Raw genomic sequence first — 26,425 nt, 5'->3', positions numbered from 1 at the left:
GTCGGGCCTTGGAAGTAAGAGAAAGACAAAAAATGATTATTCAGGGCGGTAACCGAAGACGCCGCCCTTGGCGGTCACGACAACCACCGTGTTGCCGGCCAGGACCGGCGTCACGGTGATGGCCGAGCCATCGGGGGTGACGCGATTCAGCAGCGCACCGTCTTCGCGCGACACGAAGTGCAGCGTGCCGGTGCTCTCGCCGATGATCAGCGAACGGCCCACGGCCAGCGGCGCGGTCAGTTCGCGGTTCTTCAGGCGGCTCATCTGCCAGGCGCGTTCACCGTCGGCGCGGCGCCAGGCGGTGACGCTGCCGTCGGATTCAGTGCCATAGAGAAAGCGCTCGTCGCCGCTCACGCCGTCGGCACCCGAGGCCGGCTTGCTCCAGAGCAGCTGCCCGCGCAGGGTGTCGACGCAGCCGACGCTCGCGTAGTAGGCGCGCGCGCAGACCGTGTCGCCGTAGCGGCTCACGCTGCCGGTCAGGTCGACCAGGCGTTCCACGTCGTTGGTGCCGCGCGGCGCGGCGATGGGGGCTTCCCAGCGCGAGCTGCCGTTGCCGGGGTTCATGCCGACGAGTCGGCCGCCCAGACCGGCGACCAGCGTGTCGCCGACCGCGATCAGCACGCCCGACTTGCGCAGCACGAGGTTTTCGCCCGGGCGCTGCTGCTGCCACAAGCGGCGGCCGCTCTGGCCGTCCCAGGCGCTGACGCTGCGGTCGGCGGTCTGCACGAAGACGCGGCGGCCGGCCACCAGCGGTGCGGTGAAGGCCTGGGCCGACAGGCGCTGCTTCCACAGCACCTTGCCGTTTTCGATGGCGACCACTTCGTTGTTGGTGGTGACCACGGCCGTCAGCGAACCGTCGCTGCCGACACCGGCCGCCAGCGGCGCACCGGCGCTGGCGCGCCAGGTTTCGCGACCGGCGCGGGCGTCGATGGCGACGACCGTGCCGTCGCTGCCTGCCACGGTCACGATGTCACCGCTGACATCGGCGGTGAGCGGGAATTCGACGCCTGGAATCCGCACGTTCCAGGCCTGGCGCACGCCCATCAGGGACGGGTTGGCCGGCAACTCGGCGGGCTTGGGCTTGCCGGAGCCCGAGCAGGCGGCCAGCAGCGCTACCAGAACAAGAGCAGAACCCGCACGCAGGGCGGTCGATTCAGGCATGAAACGCTTGAAATTCATGGAGGTGTGCGATCAGGAGTTCTTGGGGACGGCGGGCGTCACGGTGACGGTCGGCGCCAGGGTCTTCGGGTCGACACCAACCGCGTTGAGCTTGATCTCGACCAGTCGGCGGTAGTCCGAGCCGGCGCCGAGGCCGGTCCAGGCCTTGCGGTACTCGGCCTGGGCCTCGTCGCGCTTGCCTTGCGCCATGTAGATGTCGCCCTTGCGGTCGGCCACCAGCGGTTCGAATTCGGTCGGCACCTTGCCGTCGAGTTGCTTGAGCGCGTCGTCGTAGGACTTGGCATCGAGCAGCTCGGCCGCGAGCCGCAGCTTGGCGATGGCCTGGTAGCCCGGATCGACAGCGTTCTGCGCGACCCAGCCCAGCGCCGCGCGCGAGCCGTCGGCATTGCCCTTGTCGAACAGCGTCTTGGCGACCAGCAGGCCGGCCTGCTGTGCGTAGGCGGTGCCTGCGAAGCGCTCCTTCATGTCGGTCATCACGCGCTGGATGCGCTCGACGTCGCCGGACTGCGTGCTGCGTTCGACCTCGTCATAAAGTGCCGCGGCCTGGGCTGCCTTGGTGCGCTGGTAGTACTGCCAGCCGTTCCAGGCCACGAAGGCGCCGGCGACGAGCAGCACGGCCCAGGTGATCAGGGTGCCGTAGGTGTTCCAGAAATGCTTGAGCTGGTCGAGCTGTTCCTGTTCTTCGAGGTCGAGATGGGTGGCCATGCGCTGTCAGAGGTTGGGAGCCGGCGATTGTAGGGTGGCGGCCCAGGTGGTCACTTCAGCAAGTGAACGGGCGGACTGCGCAACGCTGGCGTCGCGCAAGGCCTTGAGAGTCACTTCACCGCGCGCAAGTTCATCGGCGCCGAAGATCAGGGCGTAGGTGGCGCCGCTGGCGTCCGCCTTTCGCATCTGTGCCTTGAAGCTCGCAAGGCCTTCGGCCGTGCTGGCGTGCATCTGCACGCGCACGCCGGTTTCGCGCAGCTGCTGCAAGGCGCGCAGCACCACAGGCATCGAGGCGGCGTCGGGCACGATGGCATAGACGTCGGGCACCGGTGCGGGCACTTCGGCACCCTGCTCTTTCAGCAGGTCGAGCACGCGCTCGACGCCGATGGCCCAGCCCACGGCGGGCGCCGGCTTGCCGCCGATCTGCGCGATGAGATCGTCGTAGCGGCCGCCGGCGCACACCGTGCCCTGCGCACCGAGGCGGTCGGTCACGAACTCGAACACCGTGAGGTTGTAGTAGTCGAGACCGCGCACGAGGCGCGGGTTGATCGTGAAGGCGATGTCGTTGGCCTTGAGGATGGCTTGCACCCCTTGGAAGTGCGCCAGCGATTCGGCGCCCAGGAAATCGATCAGCTTCGGCGCCGCTTCGACCACCTCTTTCATCGCCGGATTCTTCGTGTCGAGGATGCGCAGCGGGTTGCTGTGCAGACGGCGCTTGCCGTCCTCGTCGAGCTTGTCGGCGTGCTGCTCGAAGTGGGCGATGAGCTGCGCGCGGTGCAGCGCGCGCTCGGCGGGCTGGCCCAGGCTGTTGAGCTCCAGGCGCACGTCGGTCAGGCCGATGGCCTTCCACAGCGCGGTGGCCAGCAGGATCAATTCGGCATCGACATCGGGGCCGGCGAAGCCGAGCGCCTCGGCGCCGATCTGATGGAATTGGCGGAAGCGCCCGCGCTGCGGCTTTTCGCGACGGAACATCGGGCCGATGTACCAAAGGCGCTTGGGTCCTTCGTAGAGCATGTTGTGCTCGATCACGGCGCGCACGAGGCCGGCCGTATTCTCCGGCCGCATCGCCAGATGCTCCGACTGCCCATGCTTGTCCGAGCGGTCTTCGAAGGCGTACATCTCCTTCTCGACGATGTCCGTCACTTCGCCGATGCCGCGCACGAACAGCGCCGTGTGCTCCAGGATCGGGGTGCGGACGTTGCGGTACGCATAGCGCCCCATCAGGTCGCGCACGGTGGCTTCGAGCCACTCCCAGCGCGCCGATTCGGGCGGCAATATGTCGTTCATGCCTTTGACGGCATTCAGTTTTTCAGCCATGAGTCTGCGGAGGTGTCAGGCCAGGACAGCGTGATCGCTGCCGAAGCGCTTTTCGATGTAGGTTTCGACGAGCTGGTGGAACTCGTTGGCGATATTGTCGCCGCGCAGCGTGAGGGCCTTTTCGCCGTCGATGAAGACCGGCGCCGCAGGCGCTTCGCCGGTGCCGGGCAGGCTGATGCCGATGTCGGCGTGCTTGCTCTCGCCGGGACCGTTGACGATGCAGCCCATGACGGCCACCTTCAGCGTCTCGACGCCCGGGTACTTTTTGCGCCAGACCGGCATCTGCAGGCGCAGGTAGTCGTCGATCTGCTTGGCAAGCTCTTGAAACGTGGTGCTCGTGGTGCGGCCGCAGCCGGGGCAGGCCGTGACGCTGGGCACGAACACGCGCAGCCCCAGGGCCTGAAGAATTTCGTTGGCGATCAGCACTTCCTGCGTGCGCGACTCGCCCGGCTGGGGCGTGAGCGACACGCGAATCGTGTCGCCGATGCCCTCCTGCAGCAGGATCGACAGCGCCGTGGCCGAAGCCACCGTGCCCTTGGTGCCCATGCCGGCTTCGGTCAGACCCAGGTGCAGCGGGTTGTCGCAGCGCCGCGCGAGTTCGCGGTACACCGAAATCAGGTCTTGAACGCCGCTCACCTTGCACGACAGGATGACCTGGTTGCCGGCCATGCCCATCGACTCGGCCAGCTTGGCGGATTCGATGGCCGAGGTGATCAGCGCCTCGTACATCACCTGCTTGGCGTCCCAGGGCGTGGCGCGCTGGCTGTTGGTGTCCATCAGGCTGGCGAGCAGTTCCTGGTCGAGGCTGCCCCAGTTCACGCCGATGCGCACCGGCTTGTTCCAGCGCATGGCCGCGTCGATCATCTGGCCGAACTGCTTGTCCTTCTTGTCGCCCTTGCCCACGTTGCCGGGGTTGATGCGGTACTTGCTCAGCGCCTCGGCGCAGGCCGGATAGTCGGTGAGCAAGCGGTGGCCGTTGTAATGGAAGTCGCCGATCAGCGGCACGTCGATGCCCATGCGGTCGAGCTGCTCGCGGATGTAGGGCACCTGCGCGGCGGCTTCGGGCGTGTTGACGGTGATGCGGACCATCTCGGAACCCGCAATGGCGAGCTCCTTGACCTGGATCGCGGTGCCGATGGCATCGACCGTGTCGGTGTTGGTCATCGATTGCACGCGCGTGGGCGCGTCGCCCCCCACCGTGACCGTGCGCGGTCCCCAGACCACACTGGCCTGGCGCGAACGGCGCGCCTTGGGCGCGGCCGATTCAATGGGTTGGGGAGTGCAGTCGGTTGTCACGATTTCACCTCGAAACGCGCCACGCCGCCTCCGCGGGTGACAGGCTTCAGATCGTAGGGCTTTCCGTTCACCTGCACATCGACCGCCGATGCTCGCCCCACCACCACGGACAGCGGCAGCGTGCCCGACAGCCCGACGGTTTCGCCGACCTGCAGGCTGCGGCGCAGCAACTGCTTGCCGCCGGCTTCGGTGACGGTGACCCAGCATTCCTCGCGCGCCACGAAGACGAGCTGCTGGCTGCTTGCGGTGCTGGTGTTGGCGACCGCCGCCAGGGGCGCAGAGGCCGGGACGGCCGGCACGGCGGCCAGGACACCAGCAGCCGGTGCGGCATCCACCGGGCCGGTCGGGGCCACGGCCTGCGTCGGCACAGGCTCCGAGACCCCGCCCTGATCGGGAGGCGGCATGGTCTCGGCCTCGTTCTTCGCCGTCAGTCGGCCAACGGAAGCGCCGATCTGGTCAAACGCCGATTGCGGCATCCAGAACAGCACGCCGGCGCCGATCAGCAGCAGCACCACGACCGTCAGCAGCGCGCGCGACGGCAGGCCGCCGGAGCGCCCGCCGTTCCAGCGCGGCGTGTCGGAGACCACACGGGCGTTCAGCGTCCGATTGGTTTCGGCCAGCGGTGCGCGCTGGGCGCCCGGCAACTTGGCGAGCACCGGCGCCGGATCGACGCGCAGTGCGCGGCACACGCTGCTGGCGAGGGCCCGCGCAAAGACGGGGTCGGGCAGCGAGGCGATGTCGTTGGCTTCAAGCGCGAGCAGCTTTTGCGGCGGCACCTTGAGCGCCGCGGCCACCATCTCGATGTGCAGGCCATGCGCTTCGCGCGCTTCGCGCAGCATGTCGCCGGCCGTTTTTTCCGCGACGTCGGCCTCTGCCAGCGGCAGTGCCGCGGACGTCCCGAACTCCGAAACCCGTTCAGTCATTGAAATTCCCGCGCTCGTACGCCATTGCCTCCCGCGATTGAGGGAAACGTCGTTGCAGTTGACCGCCCAGCTGCGCGACAGCCTCGCGGTTGTTGAGCTTCCGTTCGATCTTGACGCCCAGCCAGAGCGTCTCTGCATTGGCCGACGGGCTGTTGTTGACACGGCGAGCGTAGAACTGCGCGCGCGACCACTCTTCGCGCTGCGCCAGCACCGAGGCCAGGTTGAAGCCGATCACCGGATTGCCGGCGTCGAGTTCGTAGGCCTGCAGCAGGCTGCGTTCAGCTTGCTGCCGCTGGCCGGCCTTGAGCTCGCAAACCCCCTGGGTCATGAGCGTCTTGGCGCGGTCGGCATAGCTGGGCACAGCCAGTGCCGCGGCGAACTGCTGTGCGGCGTCGCCGTAGCGGTTCTGCTGGCACAGCAACCAGCCGTAGTTGTGGCGCGTGTTGGCGTCGCGCGGATTGATCGCGACCGCGCGGCGGAAGCTGTCTTCCGCCTGGGCCGCGTCCTCAAGCCGCATGTAGACCAGCCCGCGCAGGTTGTAGGCATCGGCGTAACCCGGATCGATGGCCAGCACCTGCTTGAGTTCTTCGAGGGCAACCGAGGTCTGGCCCTGTTCGAAGTAGCCGGCAGCCAGCTCCATCCGCAGGCGGGCGCGTCGGCGGTTGTTTTCGTCGGTGTGGGTCACGACAGGGGCGCCACTGTCGGCTCCGCTGCCGACAAGCCCGGTGGTGGTGGTTCGCGTGTTGACGCAGCCCGCGAGAAGAAGCGCCACGGCGACGCTCGCGATTCCTGCGCTCAGCACTCGCTGCACGCTCGCGGTCGTCGTCGGTAAGGCCATGCTCATTGCGTCAATGCTCCTGGGGAACGGTTGTTTTGGGGATCTTGGCGCGAGGGTGCAGCACGACGGGGCGCTCGGCCACCTCCGCACGGCGCTGGGCCATGCGCTCGGCCGCACGGGTGCGATCTTTCACGTCGCCGGCGAGTTGTCCGCAGGCGGCGTCGATGTCGTCACCGCGCGTCTTGCGCACGGTGGTCACGAGGCCCGCTTCGCTCAGCGTGCGGGCAAAGGCCAGCACACGCGGTTGCGGCGAGCGCAGCAGGCCCGACGCGGGAAACGGGTTGAACGGAATCAGGTTGAACTTGCACGAGACGTCGTGCTTGCGCACGAGCTCGATCAGCTGACGCGCGTGCTCGGGCTGGTCGTTGACGCCGTCGAGCATGCAGTATTCGAAGGTGATGAAATCGCGCGGCGCATGCACGAGGTAGCGCTTGCAGGCCTCGAGCAGTTCGGCGATCGGGTACTTGCGGTTGAGCGGCACGAGGTCATCGCGCAGCGCATCGTTGGGCGCATGCAGCGAGACGGCCATGGCGACGGCGCAATCGGCACCCAGGCGGTCGATCATCGGCACGACGCCGGAAGTCGACACCGTGACACGGCGGCGCGACAGCCCGTAGGCGTTGTCATCGAGCATGGTGCGCAATGCGGGCACCAGCGCCGAGTAGTTCTGCAGCGGCTCGCCCATGCCCATCATCACCACGTTGGAGATGACGCGCTCGTTGCGCTTGAGGTGCTTGCGCAGGAAATGCTCGGCAAACCAGAGCTGGGCGACGATTTCGCCCGTGGTGAGGTTGCGGCTGAAGCCCTGATGCCCGGTCGAGCAAAAGCGGCAGCCCACGGCGCAACCGGCCTGCGACGACACGCACAGCGTGCCGCGGTCGTCTTCGGGAATGAACACGGCCTCGACCGCATCACCGCCGCCGACGTCGAACAGCCACTTGATCGTGCCGTCCTTGGATTCATGCTGCGTGAGGACCGACAGGGCCTCCACGCGCGCGGTGGTCGCGAGTTTCTCGCGAAGCGACTTCGCCAGATCGGTCATCTGGGTGAAGTCGCTGGCGCCACGCTGGTGGATCCAGCGAAACAGCTGCGTGGCGCGGAATTTTTTCTCGCCGAGTTTTTCGCAGAACGCAGCCAGCCCGTCGAGATCGAATTCGAGCAGATTGGCTGTGGTCATGAATTCAGGCGAGAAACGGCTTCAGCGTGCGTAGACGTTGAGGCCGGCGAAGAAGAAAGCGACTTCGGCGGCAGCCGTTTCGGGCGCGTCCGAGCCGTGAACGGCGTTGGCGTCGATGCTGTCGGCGAAGTCGGCGCGGATGGTGCCGGCGGCTGCCTTCTTCGGGTCCGTGGCGCCCATCAGGTCACGGTTCTTGGCGATGGCGTTCTCGCCTTCGAGTGCTTGCACGAACACGGGGCCCGAAATCATGAACTCGACGAGGTCCTTGAAGAAGGGACGCTCCTTGTGCACCGAGTAGAACTGCTCGGCTTCGTTGCGCGACAGGTGAACCAGCTTGGCGGCGACAACCTTGAGGCCGGCAGCCTCGAAGCGGGAGACGATCTTGCCGATGACGTTCTTGGCGACGGCGTCGGGCTTGATGATGGAAAGGGTACGTTCGATAGCCATTGAAGTGCTTCCTGAGCTTTGATTTTGAAGTGTTTTGTCACAACTGCAGCGAATTTGTTTCGCGGCCCGTCGACAAAGCCTCTGATTTTAACCGGCGCGACCTGCGGGATTGGTGAAAACCCCGCGAAAGGCCGCGCTGCGACGGCTGGTTTTCAGCGTCCGCGGCGGCGGCTGCCGGCCGGGCCACCGAAGCCGCCACCGCCTTGCGAACCCCCACCACCGCCGCGACGTCCCGGACCGCCGCGCTGTTCCTTGCGCTGGCGCGAGAAGCTGTCGGCACCGATGTAGCCGACCGACGTCTTCATCGGATCGGGCTGGTTCGCAGCGCCGCCACCACCGCCGCCACCTGGCGCCCGATTGCCACCGCCGCCCTGCCCTTGCCCCTGGCCGCCCTGACGGTTGCCGGGGCCTGCGTTGCCGCGGCGCCCTTGTTGCTGCGGCGGACCGCCATTGCCGCCGCCCCGGTTCGGGCCACCGCGTCCTCCGCGCTCGCCGCGCGGCGGACGACCGTCGCCCAACGGGCTCGGGATCGGTGCTTCGCCGCGTGCTTCACGCGGCTGACCGCCGCCCATGCCGCCGGCGTTGTTGCCGTTGCGGTTGTTGTTGTTGCCACGGCGCTTCTTGTTCCGACCGTTGCGACCGCCGCCCTCCGGGCCACCGGGGCCGCGTTGCTGCTGCGGACCCGCCGGTCGCGCCTGCGCGCCGCCGGAGGCCTGGAACAGCGCCTGGATGTCGCGCTCGTCGAGTTCCATCCAGGCGCCGCGCTTGAGGCCGCGCGGCAGCACCATCGCGCCGTAGCGGATGCGGATGAGTCGGCTGACCGCGTGGCCCACCGACTCGAACAGGCGACGCACTTCGCGGTTGCGGCCTTCGGAAATGGTCACGCGGTACCAGCAGTTGGAGCCTTCGCCGCCGCCGTCTTCGATGGTGCCGAACTGCGCCATGCCGTCGTCCAGGCGCACGCCTTCGATCAGCTTTTTCTTTTCTTCGGCGGTGAGCGCGCCCAGCACGCGCACCGCGTACTCGCGCTCCAGGCCGAAGCGTGGGTGCATGAGCTGGTTGGCCAGGTCGCCGGAGCTGCTGAACAGCAACAGGCCTTCGGTGTTCAGGTCGAGCCGGCCGACCGACTGCCACTTGCCCTGCTGCAGTCGCGGCAGCTTGCGGAACACCGTCGGGCGGTTTTGCGGGTCGTCGTGCGTGACCACCTCGCCCACGGGCTTGTGGTACGCGATCACGCGCGGCGGCGGCGGAGCGATGCGGTAGCGGATCGGCTTGCCGTTGATCTTGACCTGGTCGCCGTACTGGATGCGCTGGCCGATGTGGGCCGGCTCGTTGTTGACCGAGATGCGGCCCTGCAGGATCAGTTGCTCCATCTCGAGGCGCGAACCGAGACCGGCCTGTGCCAGCACCTTGTGCAGCTTGGGTGAATCGGCCTCGGGCAGCAGCACGCGCTTGAGCGGCGGCACCTCGGGGCTTTCTTCGTCGGCATCGAACTGGCCGGAAATGACGTCGGAGAAGCGGATCGGCTCGGGCGGCAGCGCGTTGCGCTGCTCGCGCTCGGCGGCGCGACGGGCACGGTCGAGGTCGTCTTCCTCTTCGTCGGGCTCGTCTTCCTCGTCGTCTTCATCATCGTCCGCGCGGTCGTCGTCCTGATCGGACGCCTGGGGACGCTTCGTTTCGACCGGTGCGGGCTCGTCTTCGTCGGCCGTCGCGGCTTTGGCAACCACGGGCGCCACATCGGGCTCCACCGCCGCGGGAGCTTCGGCCGCAGGAGCGACTTCCGCCGCACTCTGCAATTGCTCATCGGCAGCCGGAACCTCGACCGCCTTCTTCTTGCGGGGCGCACGCGGCTTCTTCGGCGCTGCTTCGGCCTCGGCCCCTGCTGCCTCTGCGGGCGCAACCACGGATTCAACCGCAACTTCCGTCGCCTGCTTGGGCGTGGCTGTCCGCTTCCGCTTCTTGACTTCGGGTTCGACCGGCAGCTTCGCTGCGTCGTCGGTGTCGGATGAGCTCATGGGGTTTTTCCGGGAGAAACAGCGTGGGGATCGTGGGGATCGGCCTCGTCCGCTGCGGGGGACGGGACGTCGGATGGGGGTTCTTCGGGCGCGATGGCCCCTTCGGGGTCGGCGGGCAACTTGCCGGCTTCTGGCTCGGACGCCTGGGGCGCTTCATCTACGGGCTCGACGGCTTCGTCGCCCCCGGTGATCGCCACCACCTCTTCGGCAAACTCCGCCGCATCGGTCGAAACGACCTCGGCCAGCTCAGCCGACTCGGGCGGCGCATCGACCATGTCGAGTTCGGGCTGCACGCCCTCTTCGGTCACGCGCACGGCGGCGTCTGCGGATTCGGCCACGGCGTCTTCCGCCGCGTCGACATCCATCGGCAGTCCCGGCTGGTCGCCCGAGGCCTGCTGCAGTGCATCGACCAGCGCCGCCTGCTGCGCGGGCGTTTCCACCAGCGGCAACTGGTCCAGCGAGGCCAGCCCAAGGTCGTCGAGAAACTGGCGGGTCGTCGCGTAGAGCGCGGGCCGGCCGACCGTTTCGCGGTGGCCGATCACCTCGACCCAGCCGCGGTCTTCGAGCTGCTTGAGGATCAGGGAGTTGATCGTGACGCCGCGGATGTCTTCCATGTCGCCGCGCGTGGCCGGCTGCCGGTAGGCAATGATGGCCAGCGTCTCGAGGGCGGCACGCGTGTAGCGCGGCGGCTTCTCGGGATGCAGGCGATCGAGGGCATCGCGCATCTCGGGCCGGCTCTGGAAACGCCAGCCGCTGCCGACGCTCACCAGCTCCAGGCCGCGTTGCGCCCAGTCTTCCTGCAGTTCGAGCAACAGCACCTTGATGGTGTCCACACCCAGCTCGTCGTCGAACAGCACACGCATGTCGCGCACCGGCAGCGGCTGGCTCGAACAGATCAAGGCGGTTTCGAGAATGCGCTTGGCATCCGCCGTATTCATGGTTCGCGTTATCCGGAAAAAGGCGCCTGGCGACGCTTGTTCAGATGGATGGAAGGGGTAGGCGTTGCCGGCACGCGGCGAGTGCAACGCAAGGCCGGCATCGGGTGGCCGGCGCGGCCCTCGGGCCGTCAGGCGCGATTGTAATCCAGCCCCCAGGTCTGCAAAGCCTGGGCCAGATCGGGCGGCGGCGGCGAGCGGAACTCCATCGGCTGCTGCGTGACGGGATGCACGAACGCCAGCCGGAACGCATGCAGCGCCTGCCGCGACAGCCCCACCGCGGGCGCGCCGCCATAGAGCGCATCGCCGACCAGTGGATGACCAATCGACGCCATGTGCACGCGGATCTGGTGGGTGCGGCCAGTTTCGAGCGTGCAGCGCACCGCGCAGCCCTCGGTGTGGCTGTCGAGCCGCTCGATCAGCGTGCGTGCGGTCTTGCCCGCGTGGCGCTCCAGGTCGACCACGGCCATGCGCAGCCGGTTGCGCGGATCGCGGCCGATCGGCGCATCGACCTGGCGGGCCGCCGCGCCTTCCCAGGCCTTGTGCCCCATCGCCAGGTACTGCCGCTTCACGTCGCGCGCGGCGATCAGCGCCACCATGGCGTCCATCGCGGCCCGCGTGCGCGCCACCACCATCAGGCCGCTGGTGTCGCGGTCGAGGCGGTGCACGATGCCCGCGCGCGGCAGCAGCACGGCCTTCGGGTCGAGCGCCAGCAGTCCGTTCAGCAGCGTGCCGCTCCAGTGGCCGGGCGCCGGGTGCACCACCAGGCCGGCCGGCTTGTCGATGATCCGCAGGTGCTCGTCTTCATGGACGGTGACCAGGTCCATCGCCTCGGGCCGGAAGGCCTGGCTCTGGGGCGTGGGCCGCAACTCGATGCGCCCCGACTGCCCGACGCGCACCGTGGCAGACACCTTGGTGAGCGTGCGCCCTTGCAGCTCGACGGCGCCGGCCTCGATGAGTTGCTGAAGGTAACTGCGCGAAAACTCCGGCACCAGGGCGGCCAGCGCGCGATCGAGCCGCTGGCCGTGCTGCGCCTGATCGATCGCGAAGGGCCGCAGCTCGCTCGGCTCCGCGAGATCGGCGCCCTCTTCAGCTTCAGGCCCTTCCGGAGGATCGGTCAGGGGGTCGGTCGATATAATTGAGGGCAACTGTTTCACGAAAGCCGTATGTGATGTTTCGCGCCAAATTATCGGTCCCTGCCTGGATCGCGCTCAGCGCGGCGGCCCTTCTCGTCGCCGGCTGTGGTTCCACCACCAAGGAAGACAAGACCGCGAACTGGAGCCCCAACCGCATCTACTCGGAAGCCAAGGACGAAGTCGGCTCCGGCGCCTACGACAAGGCGGTGCCGCTGTACGAGAAGCTCGAAGGCCGTGCCGCCGGCACGCCGCTGGCCCAGCAGGCCCAGCTTGAGAAGGCCTACGCCCAGCACAAGGCAGGCGAAAAAGCCAACGCCATCGCCACGCTCGACCGCTTCATGAAGCTGCACCCGGCCAGCCCGGCGTTCGACTACGCGCTCTACCTGAAGGGCGTGATCAACTTCAACGACGACCTGGGCATGTTCGCGTTCCTGACGCGCCAGGACCTGTCCGAGCGCGACCAGAAGGCTGCCAAGGAATCGTTCGAATCCTTCCGCGACCTCGTGACGCGCTTCCCCGAATCGCGCTACGCGCCCGACGCGCGCCAGCGCATGAACTACATCGTGAACTCGCTCGCGCAGTACGAAGTTCACGTGGCGCGCTATTACTACTCGCGTGGCGCCTACCTGGCGGCCATCAACCGGGCACAGATCGCGCTGGCCGACTACCGCGAAGTGCCGGCGCTCGAAGAAGCCCTGTACATCATGGTGAAGTCGTACGACGCACTCGGCATGAAGGACCTGCGCGACGATGCGCAGCGCGTGCTGACCACCAACTACCCGAAGAGCTCCTACCTGGCCAACGGCTTCAAGGGCAAGGACGATCCATGGTGGAAGCTCTGGTAATCCAGAGCCAGCCGACCACTTCGGTCACTTCGGTAGATCTCAGTAAGGTTTCTTGAGCGCGTCGATCGCGCTCTCGAAATCCGCTTCGGTTTCCAGCCGGCGCATCGGCGGCAACGCCGCCAGCAGCCGCCGGCCATAGCCCATCGCCACGAGGCGCGTGTCGCAGATCGCGAGGACGCCGCTGTCGGTTTCACGGCGAATGAGGCGCCCCGCTCCCTGTTTCAATGCCACGGCCGCTTCGGGCAGCGAGTAATCGCTGAACGAACTGCGCCCCTGCGCTTCGAGCCGCTGCGAGCGGGCCTCCACCAGCGGGTCGTTGGGCGGCGGGAACGGCAGCTTGTCGATAACGACGAACTGCAGCGCGTCACCCGGCGCATCGAAGCCTTCCCAGAACGACGCCGACGCGACCAGCACGCAGCCTGCGCGCCCGTTGCTCGCGCCTTCGCGGAAGCGGTCCATGAGCACGCGCTTGGGCAGCTCGCCCTGCACCAGCACCTCGGGCCGCGCCTCCGTCTGGAGCAGCTCGAACTGCTGGCGCATCGCGTCGCCGATGGTGCGCAGCGCGCGCAGCGTGGTGGTGAGCACCAGTGTGCGCCCGCCGAGTTCGGCGGCACCGTGTGCGGCCAGCTTGGCCACCTGCTGGCTGTGCGTGGGATCGTTGGGCTTCGGAAAAGCCCGCGGCACGTAGATCGCTGCCTGCGAGGCGTAATCGAACGGACTCTGCACGCGCAACACTTCGGCGTCGCGCAGGCCGCAGGGCTCGGTGAACCAGCGCAGCGTGGGGTCGTCGCCCAGCGTGGCGGAGGTGAACACCCAGGCGCGGCGGCTGTCTTCCTGCGGTGGCGGCGGGACGGCGCCGTGCTCGGGGTCTTCGTCGTCATCGCCTTCATCCCCGTATGGCAAGTCGGACTCCACAGGCTCGTCGGTCAGCTTGAGCACCCGCTTGCGCATTGCATCGGCGATGTCGAGCGGCGACTCGATCAGGCGCAGCTGCGTGCCCACATCGACCCAGCGCACCGAGTCGAGTTCGCAGGGTTGCGCGAAGCGCGCGGTGCGTTTGGCAAGCTGGCGCGCGCGCTCGTGCAGGCGCACGAAGTCGGGCGAGATTTCGCTCACCGTGTCCAGCCCGTCGGCGGCCTGTACGAAGGCGTCTTGCAAGTCGTCGAGCGCGCCCTGCCAGGCCTCGGCATTCACGCCCTCGGGTGCAGGGCCGATCCAGCGCAGCTTGGCGCCCGGCCACTGCTTGCCGACCACCAGGCGCAGTTCGCGCGCCGCGCGTTCGACGCCCGCCACCAACTGCTGCCAGTCGACCAGCCCACGCGCATGCTGCAGGCCTGCGCCGAGCATGTCGCGCGCAAAGTCGAGTGCCTGTCCGCTGCCGAGCTGCGCGCCGAGGAACTGCACGCCGGTTTCGTTGAGCTGGTGCGCTTCATCGAACACGACGACGCTCACGGTCGGCAGCAACTCAGCCATGCCGGTCTCGCGCACCGCGAGGTCGGCAAAGAACAGATGGTGGTTGATGACCACGATGTCGGCCGCCAGCGCCTCGCGCCGCGCCAGGTTGACGTGGCATGACTTGAACTGCGGGCATTGCGCGCCCAGGCAGTTCTCGCGCGTGGAGGTGATCAGCGGGATCAACGGCGAACGTTCGTCGAGCCCCGGCAGCTCAGCCAAGTCGCCGGTGCGCGTGGCTTTCGACCACTGCTCGATCTTTGCCAGCGTGCGCAGGCTGCCGCGCTCGGGCAGCGAAGCGTCGTGGCGCGCCATGTCGAGCCGGTGCAGGCACAGGTAGCTGCCCCGCCCTTTCAGCAGCGCCGTGCGTATCGGCAGTGCGAAGGCTTCGACGAGGCGCGGCAGGTCGCGGCCGAACAGCTGGTCCTGCAGGGTCTTGGTGGCGGTCGAGAGCAGCACGCGCTCGCCGCTCAGCAGCGCGGGCACGAGGTACGAAAAAGTCTTGCCCACGCCGGTGCCGGCCTCGACCACGAGGATGCCGCCGTCGGAGATGGTGCGGGCCACGGCCATGGCCATTTCGGTCTGGCCGCCGCGCTCGCGGAACTGCTCGGCGGCCTGCGACAGCACCCCGTCCTGCGCGAACGCGTCGCGCACCTGGTTTTCGAGCGGCGACGTCACGCCGGCTCTTTCGGGTCGAGCGCGTTCTCGAGCCGGGCGATCTGGTCGCGCAGGGCGAGGCGGCGTTTTTTCAGGCGGCGCATCAGCAATTCGTCGGGCGGCGCACTGTCTTCCGAGAGCCGGTCGATGGTGGCGTCGAGGTCGGCATGCGCGATGCGCAGCTCGATCAGCTGACGGGAAAGGGAATGAAGATTGGAGTCCAACGGTGGGGGTGCGCGTGCCGCATGGGGCCGCGCGTGTTCATTCGATAATACGTCCTGACACGAACCCCAGAGAAGACAGAAAGCGCGCCTCTGGCGCCCCAGCGCTCATGACCCAAGGCTTTCGACTCGCCGCAGCCACCGGCCTCCACAAGGGGGACCGCCCCTACCAGCAGGACCAGGTGCTGTTGATGAGCCATCCGCGCACGCCGGGCTGCGTGCTCGGCGTCATCGCCGACGGCATGGGCGGGCGCAGCGGCGGGCGCAAGGCGTCCGACCAGGTGCTGATGACCGCGCGCCAGCTCTTCACCCGTTTCAGCCCCGAGCGCGACGACCCTGCTGTCGTGCTGCGCCAACTGCTCGAAGACGCCCACACGGTCATCAAGCTCACGGCGCTGTCCAGCGAGCAGGAGCCGCACAGCACGCTGGCCGCCTTCCTCATGACGCCCCAGGGCGGCTGCGCGTGGATCCACGCGGGCGACTCACGCATCTATCACTTCAACGACGGCGCGCTGGTCAAGCGCACGCGCGACCATTCGTATGTGCAGGCGCTGGTCGATCGCGGCCAGATCAGCGAGGCCGAGGCCAACATCCATCCGCAAGGCAACATCCTGCTGGGCTGCCTGGGCATGACGACCACGCCGCCGCCCGTCGATCCGCACCACATTCCCAAGCTGCAGCCGGGCGATCTGCTGATGGCCTGCAGCGACGGGCTCTGGCACTACTTCTCGCCGGAAGAGCTGGCCAGCGTGCTGTACGCGCAGCCGCCGCGCGATGCGGTCGAAATTCTCGTGGGGGAAGCCCGGCGCCGCGCACGCGGCACGGGCGACAACATCTCGATCGCGGTGCTCAAGCTCGACCCGCTGCCTGCGGCGGCCTGAGCGACCGCCCGTTGGCTCAGGGCGCCGGTGCCGGCGGCAACGGCGCACCGCGCGGCTTGGTGCGCTCGGCGTTCTGGCGTTCGCGGTTGGCGCGGTGTTCCGCCGCCCGCCTTTGCTTTTCTTCGAAGCGCGTGGTCGCGGCCGGTGCATCGGCGCGGCGCTGCGCCGCCTTGGCCTGCTCGTCGGCATGGGCCTTCTGCTTGTCCTCGAACTGGCGCTGGCGCGCGTCCGCATCGGCCGCCGTCGCGGCGCGGCTCGCCGCGTGGTCGGCGGCGCGCTGCTCGCGCGCCTTCTGGTCTTCTTGCGACTTCTCACGCTGTTCGCGCGAATCCTGTGGGCGCTGATTGGCGGCCTTCTGGTCGAGCTTCTGCAGCTCGGCGGCGCCGCTGCGCTGGCGCTGGATGTCGTTGATCGCGGTTTCCTGCCGCTTGATGTGGTCGGTTTCCTTGCGACGGCGGCTGCGGCTTTCGCGCAGGCAGTCTTCAACCGCAAACTTCGCGTAGCAGGCCGCGCGCTCCTTCGCGTAGCGCGACTCGATGGCCTCGCGCTCGGTGGAGAGGCGACTGCGTTCGGCTTCGAGGTCGGCGCTGCCCGAGGCCGCATTGGACTGGGCCCAGAGCGGCAGGCTGGCCAACGCCAGGAACAGGGCAAGAGCGGTTTTTTTCATGTGAGTCGGGTGTCGACGATGCGGCGTTCCAGGGCGAGGAATTCGCTCGACTGCATTTCGGTGAGCCGGGACACTGTGCGCGGAAACTCGTGCGCCAGCGGGCCCTCCGTGTACAACGCCTCGGGCGGCACCTCGGCCGACATGATGAGCTTGCAGCGCCGGTCGTACAAGACGTCGACCAGCCAGGTGAAACGGCGTGCTTCCGAAGCCATGCGCACCGGCATGTGCGGCACGTCCGACAGCAGCACGGTGTGGAACTGGCTCGCGATTTCCAGGTAGTCGTTCTGCGAGCGCGGACCGCCGCACAGCGTCTTGAAGTCGAACCACACCACGCCGCCGGCCTTGCGCCGCGCGCGGATCTCGCGCTGCTCGATGTGCAGGATCGGGTTTTCGTCCGCCGTCTCAGCCAGCTTGTCGAAGGCGTGGCGCAATTCCTTCTCGGCCGCCGCGTCGTTCGGCGTGAGGTACATGCGCAGCTGCTCCAGCGTGCGGCGCCGGTAGTCGGTGCCGTTGTCCACACTCAGCACCTCGAGCTTCTGGTTGAGCAGTGCAATGGCGGGCAGGATGCGGTCGCGGTGCAGGCCGCCCGGGTACAGGTCGTCGGGCTTGAAGTTCGAGGTGGTGACAAAGCCCACGCCGTTGTCGAACAGCGACACGAGCAGCCGGTGCAGGATCATCGCGTCGGTGATGTCCGCAACGTGGAACTCGTCGAAGCAGATCAGCTTGTAGCGCTTGGAGATGCGCAGCCCCAGCTCGTCGAGCGGGTTCACGGTGCCTTGCAGGTCGCGCAGTTCGCGGTGCACCTCGCGCATGAACTCGTGGAAGTGCAGGCGCGTCTTGCGCCGCAGCGGCACGGCGTTGAAGAACAGGTCCATCAGGAAGCTCTTGCCGCGCCCCACGCCGCCATACATGTAAACACCGCGCGGAAGCTCCGGCCGGTTGATGAGCTTCTTCAGCGCGTTGGAGCGCCGGGCCTTGTACTCGCCCCACTCGGTGGCGCAACGGTCGAGCGCCTCGACGGCCGCGAGTTGTGCGGGATCGCTCTTGAACCCGCGTACCGCGAGCTCCGCTTCGTAAGCCTGTTTGACGCTCAAGGGATCGGATCGCTTCAAAAATGGAGAGCCCCGACCGCCCCGCGAGGGTCGATCGGGGCCGGGTTCGCTCAAGAACCGGAGATCAGAAGTTGAGCGTGCGCTTGTCCACGGCCAGGGCCGCTTCCTTGGTGGCTTCCGACAGCGACGGGTGCGCATGGCAGATGCGCGCGATGTCTTCGGCGCTCGCCTTGAACTCCATGGCCACGACGGCTTCGGAGATCAGTTCGCTGGCCTGCGGGCCCACGATGTGCACGCCCAGGATCTCGTCGGTGGTCGCGTCGGCCAGGAACTTGACCATGCCGGTCGTGTCGCCCAGCGCGCGTGCGCGGCCGTTCGCCAGGAACGGGAAGGTGCCGGCCTTGTAGGCGCGGCCCGCGGCCTTGAGCTGCTGCTCGGTCTGGCCGACCCATGCGATCTCGGGGCTGGTGTAGATCACCCACGGCACGGTGTTGAAGTTCACGTGGCCATGCTGGCCCGCGATGCGCTCCGCCACGGCCACGCCCTCTTCCTCGGCCTTGTGCGCCAGCATCGGGCCGCGCACCACGTCGCCGATGGCCCACACGTTGGGCAGGCTGGTCTTGCAGTCGTCGTCCACGGCAATGGCGCCGCGTTCGTCGAGCTTCAGGCCCACGGCTTCGGCGTTCAGGCCGATGGTGTTGGGCACGCGACCGATCGAGACGATCAGCTTGTCGACTTCCAGCGTCTGGGCTTCGCCCTTAGCGTTGGTCCAAGCAACGCTCACACCCTTCTTCGACGACTTGATCTCACCGACCTTGACGCCGAGTTCGATCTTCAGCTTCTGCTTGTCGAAGGCCTTCTTGGCTTCCTTGGCGATCTGCTCGTCCACGGCACCCAGGAAAGTCGGCAGTGCTTCGAGCACCGTGACTTCGGCACCGAGGCGGCGCCACACCGAGCCCATTTCGAGGCCGATGACGCCCGAGCCGATCAGGCCCAGCTTCTTCGGCACCGCGCCGATGCGCAGCGCGCCGTCGTTCGAGAGGATGTTTTCCTCGTCGAACGGCGTGCCCGGCAGCGCGCGGGCGTTGGAGCCCGTGGCCAGGATGATGTGCTTGCCGCTGATCGATTCTTCAGCGGCGCCCGCCACCTTGATCTCGTAGCCGGCTTCGTCCGCCTTCACGAACGAACCACGGCCATGGAAGAAGCTGACCTTGTTCTTCTTGAACAGGTACAGGATGCCGTCGTTGTTCTGCTTCACGACCTGGTCCTTGCGGGCCAGCATCTTCTCGACGTCGAGGCCGAGGCCTTCGACCTTGATGCCGTGGTCCGCAAAGTGGTGGCCGGCCTGCTCGAAGTGCTCCGACGATTGCAGCAGCGCCTTCGACGGAATGCAGCCGACGTTGGTGCAGGTGCCGCCCGGTGCGGGGCCGCCCTTGCCGTTCTTCCACTCGTCGATGCAGGCCACGTTGAAGCCGAGCTGCGCAGCGCGGATTGCCGCGATGTAGCCGCCAGGACCGCCGCCGATGACGACGACGTCGAATTGCTTGTTTGCCATCTGTGTCTTGCTCCCCGGATCAGATGTCGAACAGCAGGCGCGACGGATCTTCCAGCGCTTCCTTCATGGCGACCAGGCCCAGCACGGCTTCGCGGCCGTCGATGATGCGGTGGTCGTAGCTCATGGCGAGGTAGTTCATCGGGCGAACGACGATCTGGCCGTTTTCGACCACGGCGCGGTCCTTGGTGGCGTGCACGCCGAGGATGGCCGACTGGGGCGGGTTGATGATCGGGGTCGAGAGCATCGAGCCGAAGGTGCCGCCGTTCGAGATGGAGAACGTGCCGCCGGTCATTTCTTCAATGCCCAGCTTGCCGTCTTGGGCCTTCTTGCCGTACTCGGCGATCTTCTTCTCGATGTCGGCAAAGCTCATCTGGTCGGCATTGCGCAGGATGGGCACCACCAGGCCGCGCGGCGAACCGACGGCGATGCCGATGTCGAAGTAGCCGTGGTACAGGATGTCGTTGCCGTCGACCGAGGCGTTGATCACCGGGTACTTCTTCAGCGCGTGCACCGCGGCCTTCACGAAGAAGCTCATGAAGCCGAGCTTCACGCCGTGTTCCTTGGTGAACGCGTCCTGGAACTTCTTGCGCAGGTCCATGACCGGGGCCATGTTCACTTCGTTGAAGGTCGTGAGGATGGCGTTGGTCGATTGCGATTGCAGCAGACGCTCGGCGATGCGGGCGCGCAGGCGGCTCATCGGCACGCGCTGTTCCGGGCGTTCGCCCAGGTCGGGTGCGGCAGGCGCTGCGACCTGTTGCAGCGCGGGCTTGGCAGCCGGTGCGGCGATGGCGGCGGCAGGCTTGGCACCGGCAGCAACCGCGCCGAGCACGTCGCCCTTGGTCACGCGGCCATCTTTGCCCGTGCCGGCCACGTCGCTGGTCTTCAGGTTGTTGTCGGCCAGCAGCTTGGCAGCGGCGGGCATGGCGACGTCGGACTTCGAACCACCGGTGGCGGCGGCTGCCGCTGCGGGCGCAGCAGCGGCCGGTGCGGCGGCGGGGGCAGCAGCTGCAGCAGCGGGCGCTGCGGCGGCGGCCTTGCCGTCGGTGTCGATCTTGGCGATCAGCTGCTCGGCCACCACGGTGGCGCCGTCGGGCTGGATGATTTCGACCAGCACGCCGGCCGAGGGAGCCGGCACTTCGAGCACGACCTTGTCGGTTTCGATCTCGATCAGGATTTCATCGACGGCGACGGCTTCGCCGGCTTTCTTCTTCCAGGTGAGCATGGTGGCTTCGGCCACGGATTCGGAAAGCTGGGGGACTTTGACTTCTACGATAGACATTTGGAGTGAGCTCCGATTTGTTCTTGAGGGTGTTCGTGTGAAAAGGGGCGGTTCTTACTTGGTCAGCACGAAGCCCTTGAGCTTGCCAAATGCGCCATCGACCAGCGCCTTCTGCTGTTCCTGGTGCAGGTGCGAGTAACCGACTGCCGGCGATGCCGAGGCGGCACGGCCGGAGTAGCCGAGCTTCTGGCCGTCCTGCATGTTTTCGTGGATGTAGTGCTGCACGAAGAACCAGGCGCCCTGGTTCTGCGGCTCGTCCTGGCACCACACGATGTCCACGAGGTTGGGGTACTTCTTGACCTCGGCGGCGAAGGCCTTGTGCGGGAACGGGTAGAGCTGCTCGACGCGGATGATCGCCACGTCGTCGTTGCCCTGCTCTTCGCGCTTCTTGGCCAGGTCGTAGTAGACCTTGCCCGAGCAGGCGATCAGGCGCTTGACCTTCTCGGCCTTCAGGCCCTTGCTGTCGGGAATGACAGTCTGGAAGCTGCCCTTGGTGAACTCGGACAGCGGCGAGGTCGCGTCCTTGTTGCGCAGCAGCGACTTGGGCGTGAGGATGATCAGCGGCTTGCGCAGGTTGCGCACCATCTGGCGGCGCAGGATGTGGAAGATCTGGCTGGCCGTGGTGGGCTGCACCACCTGCATGTTGGTGTCGGCGCTCAGCTGCATGAAGCGCTCCAGGCGGGCCGAGCTGTGCTCGGGACCCTGGCCTTCGTAGCCGTGCGGCAGCATCAACGTGATGCCGTTGACGCGGCCCCACTTCACTTCGCCCGAGGCGATGAACTGGTCGATCACCACCTGCGCGCCGTTCACGAAGTCGCCGAACTGGGCTTCCCAGATGACGAGCGTGTTGGGGTCGTTCGAGGCGTAGCCGTATTCGAAGGCCAGCACGGCTTCTTCGGACAGGATCGAGTCGATGACGACGAACGGGGCCTGGTTCTCGGCCACGTTCTGCAGCGGCGTGTAGGTGCCGGTGTCGAACTTCTCGCGGTTCTGGTCGTGCAGCACGGCGTGGCGGTGCGTGAACGTGCCGCGGCCGCAGTCTTCACCCGACAGACGCACCGGGTAGCCGCTGGCCACGAGCGAGGCGAACGCCATGTGCTCGCCCATGCCCCAGTCGACATTCACGTCGCCGCGGCCCATGGCCGCGCGGTCGTCCAGCACCTTCTTGACGAGCGGGTGCACGGTGAAGCCTTCGGGCGGCGTCGTGATCTTCTCGGCCAGACGCTTCCACTCGGTGGTCGGAATGGCGGTGTCGCCGGCGTCGGTCCACTTCTTGTTGAGGTACGGGCTCCAGTCGACGGCGTATTTGCTCTTGAAGTTGGTGAGCACGGGGTCGACAGTGTTCTTGCCTTCGTCGAAGGCGGCGCGCTGCGCCTTGACCATGTCGTCGCCGAGCGTGTCGCCCAGGCCTTGCGCGGCCAGCTTGTCGGCGTACAGCTTGCGCGTGCCGGGGTGCTGGGCGATCTTCTTGTACATCAGCGGCTGGGTGAGCGAAGGCGTGTCCTGCTCGTTGTGGCCCAGCTTGCGGAAGCAGATGATGTCGACGACCACGTCCTTCTGGAATTCCATGCGGAAATCGAGAGCGAACTGGGTGGCGAGCACCACGGCTTCGGGATCGTCGCCGTTCACGTGCAGCACCGGCGCTTCGATCATCTTGACGATGTCCGAGCAGTACAGCGTCGAGCGGCTGTCGCGCGGGTCGCTGGTGGTGAAGCCAATCTGGTTGTTGATGACGATGTGCACCGTGCCGCCGGTGGAATAACCACGGGTCTCGGCCAGCGCCAGCGTTTCCATCACGACGCCCTGGCCTGCGAAGGCGGCGTCGCCGTGCACGATCACGGGCAGCACCTGCTTGCCCAGCGGATCGCCGCGGCGGTCCATGCGGGCGCGCACCGAGCCTTCGACCACGGGGTTCACGATTTCCAGGTGCGAGGGGTTGAACGCCAGGCTCAGGTGGACCGGGCCGCCGGGGGTGGTCACGTCCGAGCTGAAGCCCTGGTGGTACTTGACGTCGCCGGAGGGCAGGTCTTCGGGAGCGGTGTGGTCGAACTCGGCGAACAGGTCGGCGGGCATCTTGCCCAGCGAGTTCACGAGCACGTTCAGGCGGCCGCGGTGGGCCATGCCGATCACGATCTCCTGCACGCCCTTGATGCCGGCCTGGTTGATCAGCTCGTCCATCGAGACGATGAAGCTCTCGCCGCCTTCGAGCGAGAAGCGCTTCTGGCCGACGTACTTGGTGTGCAGGAAGCGCTCGAGGCCTTCAGCGGCCGTCAGGCGGTTCAGCACGTGCTTCTTCTGCTCGGCGCTGAGCTTGGGGTTGGTGCGGGCGCTTTCGAGCTTCTGCTGCCACCAGCGCTTGTGGTTCTGGTCGGTGGTGTACATGTACTCGGCACCCATCGTGCCGCAGTACGTTTCACGCAGGGCATTGAGCAGGTCGCGCAGCGACATGGTCTCTTTGCCGAAGAAGGTGTTGCTGGTGTTGAACACCGTCTCGAGGTCGGCGTCGGTGAAACCGTAGAACGAGGGCTCGAGTTCCGGAATGGCGGGACGCTCGGCGCGCTTGAGCGGGTCGAGGTCAGCCCAGCGGGCACCGACGTTGCGGTAGGCGGCAATCAGCTGCTGGACTGCGGTGCGCTTGCGGCCGAGTTCGGAGTCGGCACCGCTGGCCTGCACGACCTTGGTCGTGCCCTGCTTTGCCAATTCGGCAAAGGCGTTGATGACGGGGAGGTGCGGGACGTCGCGGGCGCTGGTGCCGTCGGCGGCGGGAACGTTCTGCAGGGCGTCGAAATACGTGCGCCAGTTGTCAGGAACGCTGCCGGGGTTGGAAAGGTAGTTTTCGTACATCTCCTCGACATAGGGCGCATTGCCGCCGAAGAGGTAGGTGTTGCCTTGATAGGCGGTGTACGCCGTGGGCGTAGAAGAATCGCTCATATTCCGCTGACCTTCGCTTCCCTGGAGGAAGCACTAGCTGGTTAAGAAACCTTCCGCGACACGGCTGGACCGATTGGCGGATGCGACTGTGGCTGGGGAAGGGCCTGAGTACCTTGGCATTGTGCCACGTCAACCATATGACGGCTGAACGCTGCTACGCAAGGCCCGCAACCCTGCCCCGGTTCACGCCTTCGGTCAGGTGGCGGACAGCAACTGCTTGATCTGCTGCAGCGTGGCCGGATCGTCGATGGTGGTCAGGTCGCCCGGGTCGCGCTGTTCGCAGACAGCCTGGATGGCGCGGCGCAGCAGCTTGCCGCTGCGGGTCTTGGGCAGGCCGCTCACGAAGCGCACGCGCGCGGGCCGCGCCAGGGCGCCGAGCTGGTCGGCTACGACCTTCATGATCTCGCCCTCGAGTTGAAGCGCCGCGTCGGCGTCGGTCACGGCCAGGCCGTCTTTCGGCACGACGAAGGCCATCGCCACCTGGCCCTTGAGCGTGTCGGCCACGCCGACCACCGCCACCTCGGCCACGTTGGCGTGGCCCGAAATGCTCTCTTCGATCTCGCGGGTGCCCAGGCGGTGGCCGGCGACGTTGATCACGTCGTCGGTGCGGCCCAGGATGTAGAAGTAGCCGTCGGCATCGCGGATGCCCCAATCGAAGGTCGAATAGACCATCTTGCCCGGCACGCTCTTCCAATAGGTGTTGACGAAGCGCGCGTCGTCCTTCCACACGGTCTGCATGAAGCCGGGCGGCGTCGGGCCCTCGACCACGACCACGCCCTTCTCGTTCGCGCCGGTGAGCTCTTCGCCGGTCGACTCGTGCAGGATCTTGATGCGGTAGCCGTACATCGGCACGCCGGGGCTGCCGAACTTGCTGGGCTTGGCTTCCACGCCGTTGGCGACCGTGATCATCGGCCAGCCCGATTCGGTCTGCCAGTAGTTGTCGATGATCGGCACGCCCAGGCCGTCGCTGATCCAGCGTGCGGTCGGTTCGTCCAGCGGTTCGCCGGCCAGGAACAGTGCGCGCAAGGTCGACAGGTCGTATTTCTTGAGCAGCGCGGGGTCCTGCTTCTTGAGCACGCGCACCGCGGTGGGCGCGCTGAACATCACCGTCACCTTGTACTTCTCGACCAGGCGCCACCAGATGCCGCCGTCGGGCTGCTGGTCGATGCCCTGCGTGGGCAGGCCCTCGTACATGATCGTCGCCATGCCCGCGATCAGTGGGCCGTAGACGATGTAGCTGTGGCCCACCACCCAGCCGATGTCGCTGGTCGAGAAATACGTTTCGCCAGGCCGGCCATCGAAGATGTGCTTCATGCTCGCGGCCAGCGCCACGGCGTAGCCGCCCACGTCGCGCTGCACGCCCTTGGGCTTGCCGGTCGTGCCGCTCGTGTAGATCGTGTAGCTGATGTCCGTCGACGCCAGCCAGGTGCAGGGCACCTGCGCATCCAGGTGCCTCTGCCTCAGCTCGCCCGCCAGATGGTCGCGACCGGCGACCAGGTCCATCGCCGCAAGCCCCCGGTCGGTCAGCAGCACGGCCTCGGGCTTGTACTTCGACAGGCGGATGGCTTCGTCGAGCAGCGGCTTGTACGCGATGACCTTGCCGCCGCGCGAACCGGCGTCGGCACTCACGACCACCTTGGGCTCGGCGTCCTCGATGCGCGTGGCCAGCGAGCCGCTGGCGAAACCGCCGAACACCACGCAGTGGATGGCGCCGATGCGCGCGCAGGCCAGCATCGCGAAGGCGGCCTCGGGAATCATCGGCATGTAGATGAGCACGCGGTCGCCCTTGCCCACGCCCAGTTCGACGAGGCTGGCGGCGGTGCGCTGCACCTCGGCGTGCAGCTCGGTGAAGCTGTAGCTTTTTTCGACGCCGGTTTCGGTCGACACGAAGATCAGCGCCGGCTGGTCGCCCCGATCGGCCAGGTGCCGGTCGACGGCGTTGTGACACAGGTTGGTGGTGCCGCCGACGAACCAGCGCGCGAACGGCGGCTGGCTGGCGTCGAGGATCTGTTGCGCGGGCGTGTGCCAGTCGATCAGTTGGGCCTGCTCGGCCCAGAAGGCCTCGGGCGCATCGACGGACTGGCGGTAGAACTCTTCATAGCGGCTCATCGGGATCTGTCTCCTGTTGTATGGATGCCGTTCCGGACACGAGGCCGAAACTGAATTCATAATTATGGGGACCGATCTTGCGGGAAGCTGACAGCCGCGGCAATCCGGGCGGCACCCGGTTGCCGGGCTGCCCTTCAACAGCAATTCAGTGGATCAGCGGACTAGCGGATCAGCGCCTGCAGATCGCGGAACGCCGGGTGCTCGGCGGTGCGCAGCCACTCGAAGCCGACCATCTCGGTGGTCACGAGTTCGGCGCCCGCGCCGGCCAGGCGGTCGAAGGCCGCGTCGCGGTTGCGCTCGGTGCGCGAGCTGCAGGCGTCGGTGACAACCCACACGTCGAACTCGTCCTCCAGCAGGTCGAGCGCGGTCTGCAGCAGGCAGACATGGGCTTCGCAGCCGGCGATCACGATGGTGTTGCGCTCTTCAGCTTCGGCCGGGGGCTTCTGCAGGTGCTTGGGCAGGCTGCGGGCGTTGCCCTGCGGCGCGGCCTTGGCGGGCGGACGCAGCCATTCGCCGAGCCCCTCTTCCACGCCGCTGAAATGCATCTTGGCCAGCGTCTTGCGGCAGAAGGCACGGATCTCGGGCAGGTTCTCGCCCAGCTTGGACGGGTTCTGCTCGGTGCCCCAGACCGGCACGTCGACCCACTGCGCCATCTGGCCCAGGCGTGCTGCATTGCGCGCCGCCGCTTCGCCTTCGAAGATCGCCGGCATCAGCCGCGCCTGGTAATCGACCAGGACGAGTTGGGATTGCGTGGCGTCGAGCAGCATGGACTTCTTCTTTCAGGTATCGGTTGAACTGGGCTGAACCG

The 26,425-nt window shown here is 67.1% G+C and carries 22 protein-coding genes; 2 read left to right on the top strand and 20 right to left on the bottom strand.

The window, feature by feature from the left end; all coding sequences use genetic code 11:
• Positions 1–36: 36 nt before the first annotated feature.
• The 11 genes from bamB to GFK26_RS22210 form a co-directional block, all read right to left on the bottom strand.
• The gene (gene bamB, locus GFK26_RS22260) at positions 37–1,179 is read right to left on the bottom strand and encodes an outer membrane protein assembly factor BamB (RefSeq protein ID WP_062480765.1); all 1,143 of its coding nucleotides are present in this window, start codon (positions 1,177–1,179) and stop codon (positions 37–39) included.
• A gap of 12 nt (positions 1,180–1,191) precedes the next feature.
• Positions 1,192–1,884 carry a YfgM family protein gene (locus GFK26_RS22255; RefSeq protein ID WP_099790062.1) on the bottom strand — a complete coding sequence of 231 codons (693 nt, stop codon included), beginning with the start codon at positions 1,882–1,884 and terminating at the stop codon, positions 1,192–1,194.
• A 6-nt stretch (positions 1,885–1,890) separates the two neighbouring features.
• Complete coding sequence (gene hisS / locus GFK26_RS22250) at positions 1,891–3,201, bottom strand: histidine--tRNA ligase (protein WP_153283904.1); 1,311 nt, start codon at positions 3,199–3,201, stop codon at positions 1,891–1,893.
• A gap of 15 nt (positions 3,202–3,216) precedes the next feature.
• Positions 3,217–4,497 carry a flavodoxin-dependent (E)-4-hydroxy-3-methylbut-2-enyl-diphosphate synthase gene (gene ispG / locus GFK26_RS22245; protein WP_153283903.1) on the bottom strand — a complete coding sequence of 427 codons (1,281 nt, stop codon included), beginning with the start codon at positions 4,495–4,497 and terminating at the stop codon, positions 3,217–3,219.
• Positions 4,494–5,420, bottom strand: a complete 927-nt coding sequence (locus GFK26_RS22240) for a helix-turn-helix domain-containing protein (protein WP_153283902.1) — start codon at positions 5,418–5,420, stop codon at positions 4,494–4,496. Before GFK26_RS22240 ends, ispG begins: the two co-directional genes overlap by 4 nt.
• Complete coding sequence (gene pilW, locus GFK26_RS22235) at positions 5,413–6,264, bottom strand: type IV pilus biogenesis/stability protein PilW (RefSeq protein WP_153283901.1); 852 nt, start codon at positions 6,262–6,264, stop codon at positions 5,413–5,415. Before pilW ends, GFK26_RS22240 begins: the two co-directional genes overlap by 8 nt.
• Positions 6,265–6,268: 4 nt before the next feature.
• Positions 6,269–7,435, bottom strand: coding sequence for a 23S rRNA (adenine(2503)-C(2))-methyltransferase RlmN (gene rlmN / locus GFK26_RS22230; RefSeq protein ID WP_153283900.1), 1,167 nt, complete (start codon positions 7,433–7,435; stop codon positions 6,269–6,271).
• A gap of 21 nt (positions 7,436–7,456) precedes the next feature.
• Positions 7,457–7,882, bottom strand: a complete 426-nt coding sequence (gene ndk, locus GFK26_RS22225; protein WP_099790074.1) for a nucleoside-diphosphate kinase — start codon at positions 7,880–7,882, stop codon at positions 7,457–7,459.
• Positions 7,883–8,034: 152 nt separating this feature from the next.
• Positions 8,035–9,897, bottom strand: a complete 1,863-nt coding sequence (locus GFK26_RS22220) for a pseudouridine synthase (RefSeq protein ID WP_153283899.1) — start codon at positions 9,895–9,897, stop codon at positions 8,035–8,037.
• Positions 9,894–10,835, bottom strand: coding sequence for an SMC-Scp complex subunit ScpB (gene scpB / locus GFK26_RS22215; RefSeq protein WP_153283898.1), 942 nt, complete (start codon positions 10,833–10,835; stop codon positions 9,894–9,896). Before scpB ends, GFK26_RS22220 begins: the two co-directional genes overlap by 4 nt.
• Before the next feature lie 128 nt (positions 10,836–10,963).
• Complete coding sequence (locus tag GFK26_RS22210) at positions 10,964–11,989, bottom strand: RluA family pseudouridine synthase (protein WP_416222509.1); 1,026 nt, start codon at positions 11,987–11,989, stop codon at positions 10,964–10,966.
• Between the two features lie 14 nt (positions 11,990–12,003).
• Here GFK26_RS22210 and GFK26_RS22205 point away from each other — a divergent pair, with 14 nt between their 5' ends.
• On the top strand, positions 12,004–12,813 hold the full coding sequence (locus GFK26_RS22205; RefSeq protein WP_153283897.1) for an outer membrane protein assembly factor BamD: 810 nt from the start codon (positions 12,004–12,006) through the stop codon (positions 12,811–12,813).
• 39 nt (positions 12,814–12,852) lie between these two features.
• Here the strand turns inward: GFK26_RS22205 and GFK26_RS22200 are convergent, their stop codons facing one another.
• Positions 12,853–14,943 carry an ATP-dependent DNA helicase gene (locus GFK26_RS22200; protein ID WP_153283896.1) on the bottom strand — a complete coding sequence of 697 codons (2,091 nt, stop codon included), beginning with the start codon at positions 14,941–14,943 and terminating at the stop codon, positions 12,853–12,855.
• Complete coding sequence (locus GFK26_RS22195; protein WP_153283895.1) at positions 14,940–15,146, bottom strand: YdcH family protein; 207 nt, start codon at positions 15,144–15,146, stop codon at positions 14,940–14,942. The genes GFK26_RS22200 and GFK26_RS22195 overlap by 4 nt, the downstream gene beginning before the upstream one ends.
• A gap of 107 nt (positions 15,147–15,253) precedes the next feature.
• Between GFK26_RS22195 and GFK26_RS22190 the strand changes: the two genes are divergently transcribed.
• A complete protein-coding gene (locus GFK26_RS22190) occupies positions 15,254–16,024 on the top strand; it encodes a PP2C family protein-serine/threonine phosphatase (RefSeq protein ID WP_153283894.1) in 771 nt (256 codons plus the stop codon).
• 16 nt (positions 16,025–16,040) lie between these two features.
• Here the strand turns inward: GFK26_RS22190 and GFK26_RS22185 are convergent, their stop codons facing one another.
• The 7 genes from GFK26_RS22185 to GFK26_RS22155 all read right to left on the bottom strand — a co-directional run bounded on the left by GFK26_RS22185 (position 16,041) and on the right by GFK26_RS22155 (position 26,384).
• Positions 16,041–16,691, bottom strand: a complete 651-nt coding sequence (locus GFK26_RS22185; RefSeq protein WP_153283893.1) for a hypothetical protein — start codon at positions 16,689–16,691, stop codon at positions 16,041–16,043.
• Positions 16,688–17,785 carry a cell division protein ZapE gene (zapE, locus tag GFK26_RS22180; RefSeq protein ID WP_153283892.1) on the bottom strand — a complete coding sequence of 366 codons (1,098 nt, stop codon included), beginning with the start codon at positions 17,783–17,785 and terminating at the stop codon, positions 16,688–16,690. The genes GFK26_RS22185 and zapE overlap by 4 nt, the downstream gene beginning before the upstream one ends.
• An 82-nt stretch (positions 17,786–17,867) precedes the next feature.
• On the bottom strand, positions 17,868–19,298 hold the full coding sequence (gene lpdA, locus GFK26_RS22175) for a dihydrolipoyl dehydrogenase (protein WP_153283891.1): 1,431 nt from the start codon (positions 19,296–19,298) through the stop codon (positions 17,868–17,870).
• Between the two features lie 19 nt (positions 19,299–19,317).
• Complete coding sequence (odhB, locus tag GFK26_RS22170; RefSeq protein WP_153283890.1) at positions 19,318–20,577, bottom strand: 2-oxoglutarate dehydrogenase complex dihydrolipoyllysine-residue succinyltransferase; 1,260 nt, start codon at positions 20,575–20,577, stop codon at positions 19,318–19,320.
• 54 nt (positions 20,578–20,631) lie between these two features.
• Complete coding sequence (locus tag GFK26_RS22165) at positions 20,632–23,508, bottom strand: 2-oxoglutarate dehydrogenase E1 component (RefSeq protein WP_153283889.1); 2,877 nt, start codon at positions 23,506–23,508, stop codon at positions 20,632–20,634.
• Between the two features lie 195 nt (positions 23,509–23,703).
• Positions 23,704–25,617: a propionate--CoA ligase gene (locus GFK26_RS22160; protein ID WP_416222508.1), complete on the bottom strand. Its 1,914-nt coding sequence runs from the start codon at positions 25,615–25,617 to the stop codon at positions 23,704–23,706.
• A gap of 161 nt (positions 25,618–25,778) precedes the next feature.
• Positions 25,779–26,384: an isochorismatase family protein gene (locus GFK26_RS22155; protein ID WP_153283887.1), complete on the bottom strand. Its 606-nt coding sequence runs from the start codon at positions 26,382–26,384 to the stop codon at positions 25,779–25,781.
• Positions 26,385–26,425 lie beyond the last annotated feature (41 nt).

This window comes from Variovorax paradoxus, assembly GCF_009498455.1.
Classification (GTDB): domain Bacteria; phylum Pseudomonadota; class Gammaproteobacteria; order Burkholderiales; family Burkholderiaceae_C; genus Variovorax; species Variovorax paradoxus_H.
Note: the sequence above shows the minus strand (reverse complement) of the source record. Positions and strands in the feature narration are given on the sequence as shown.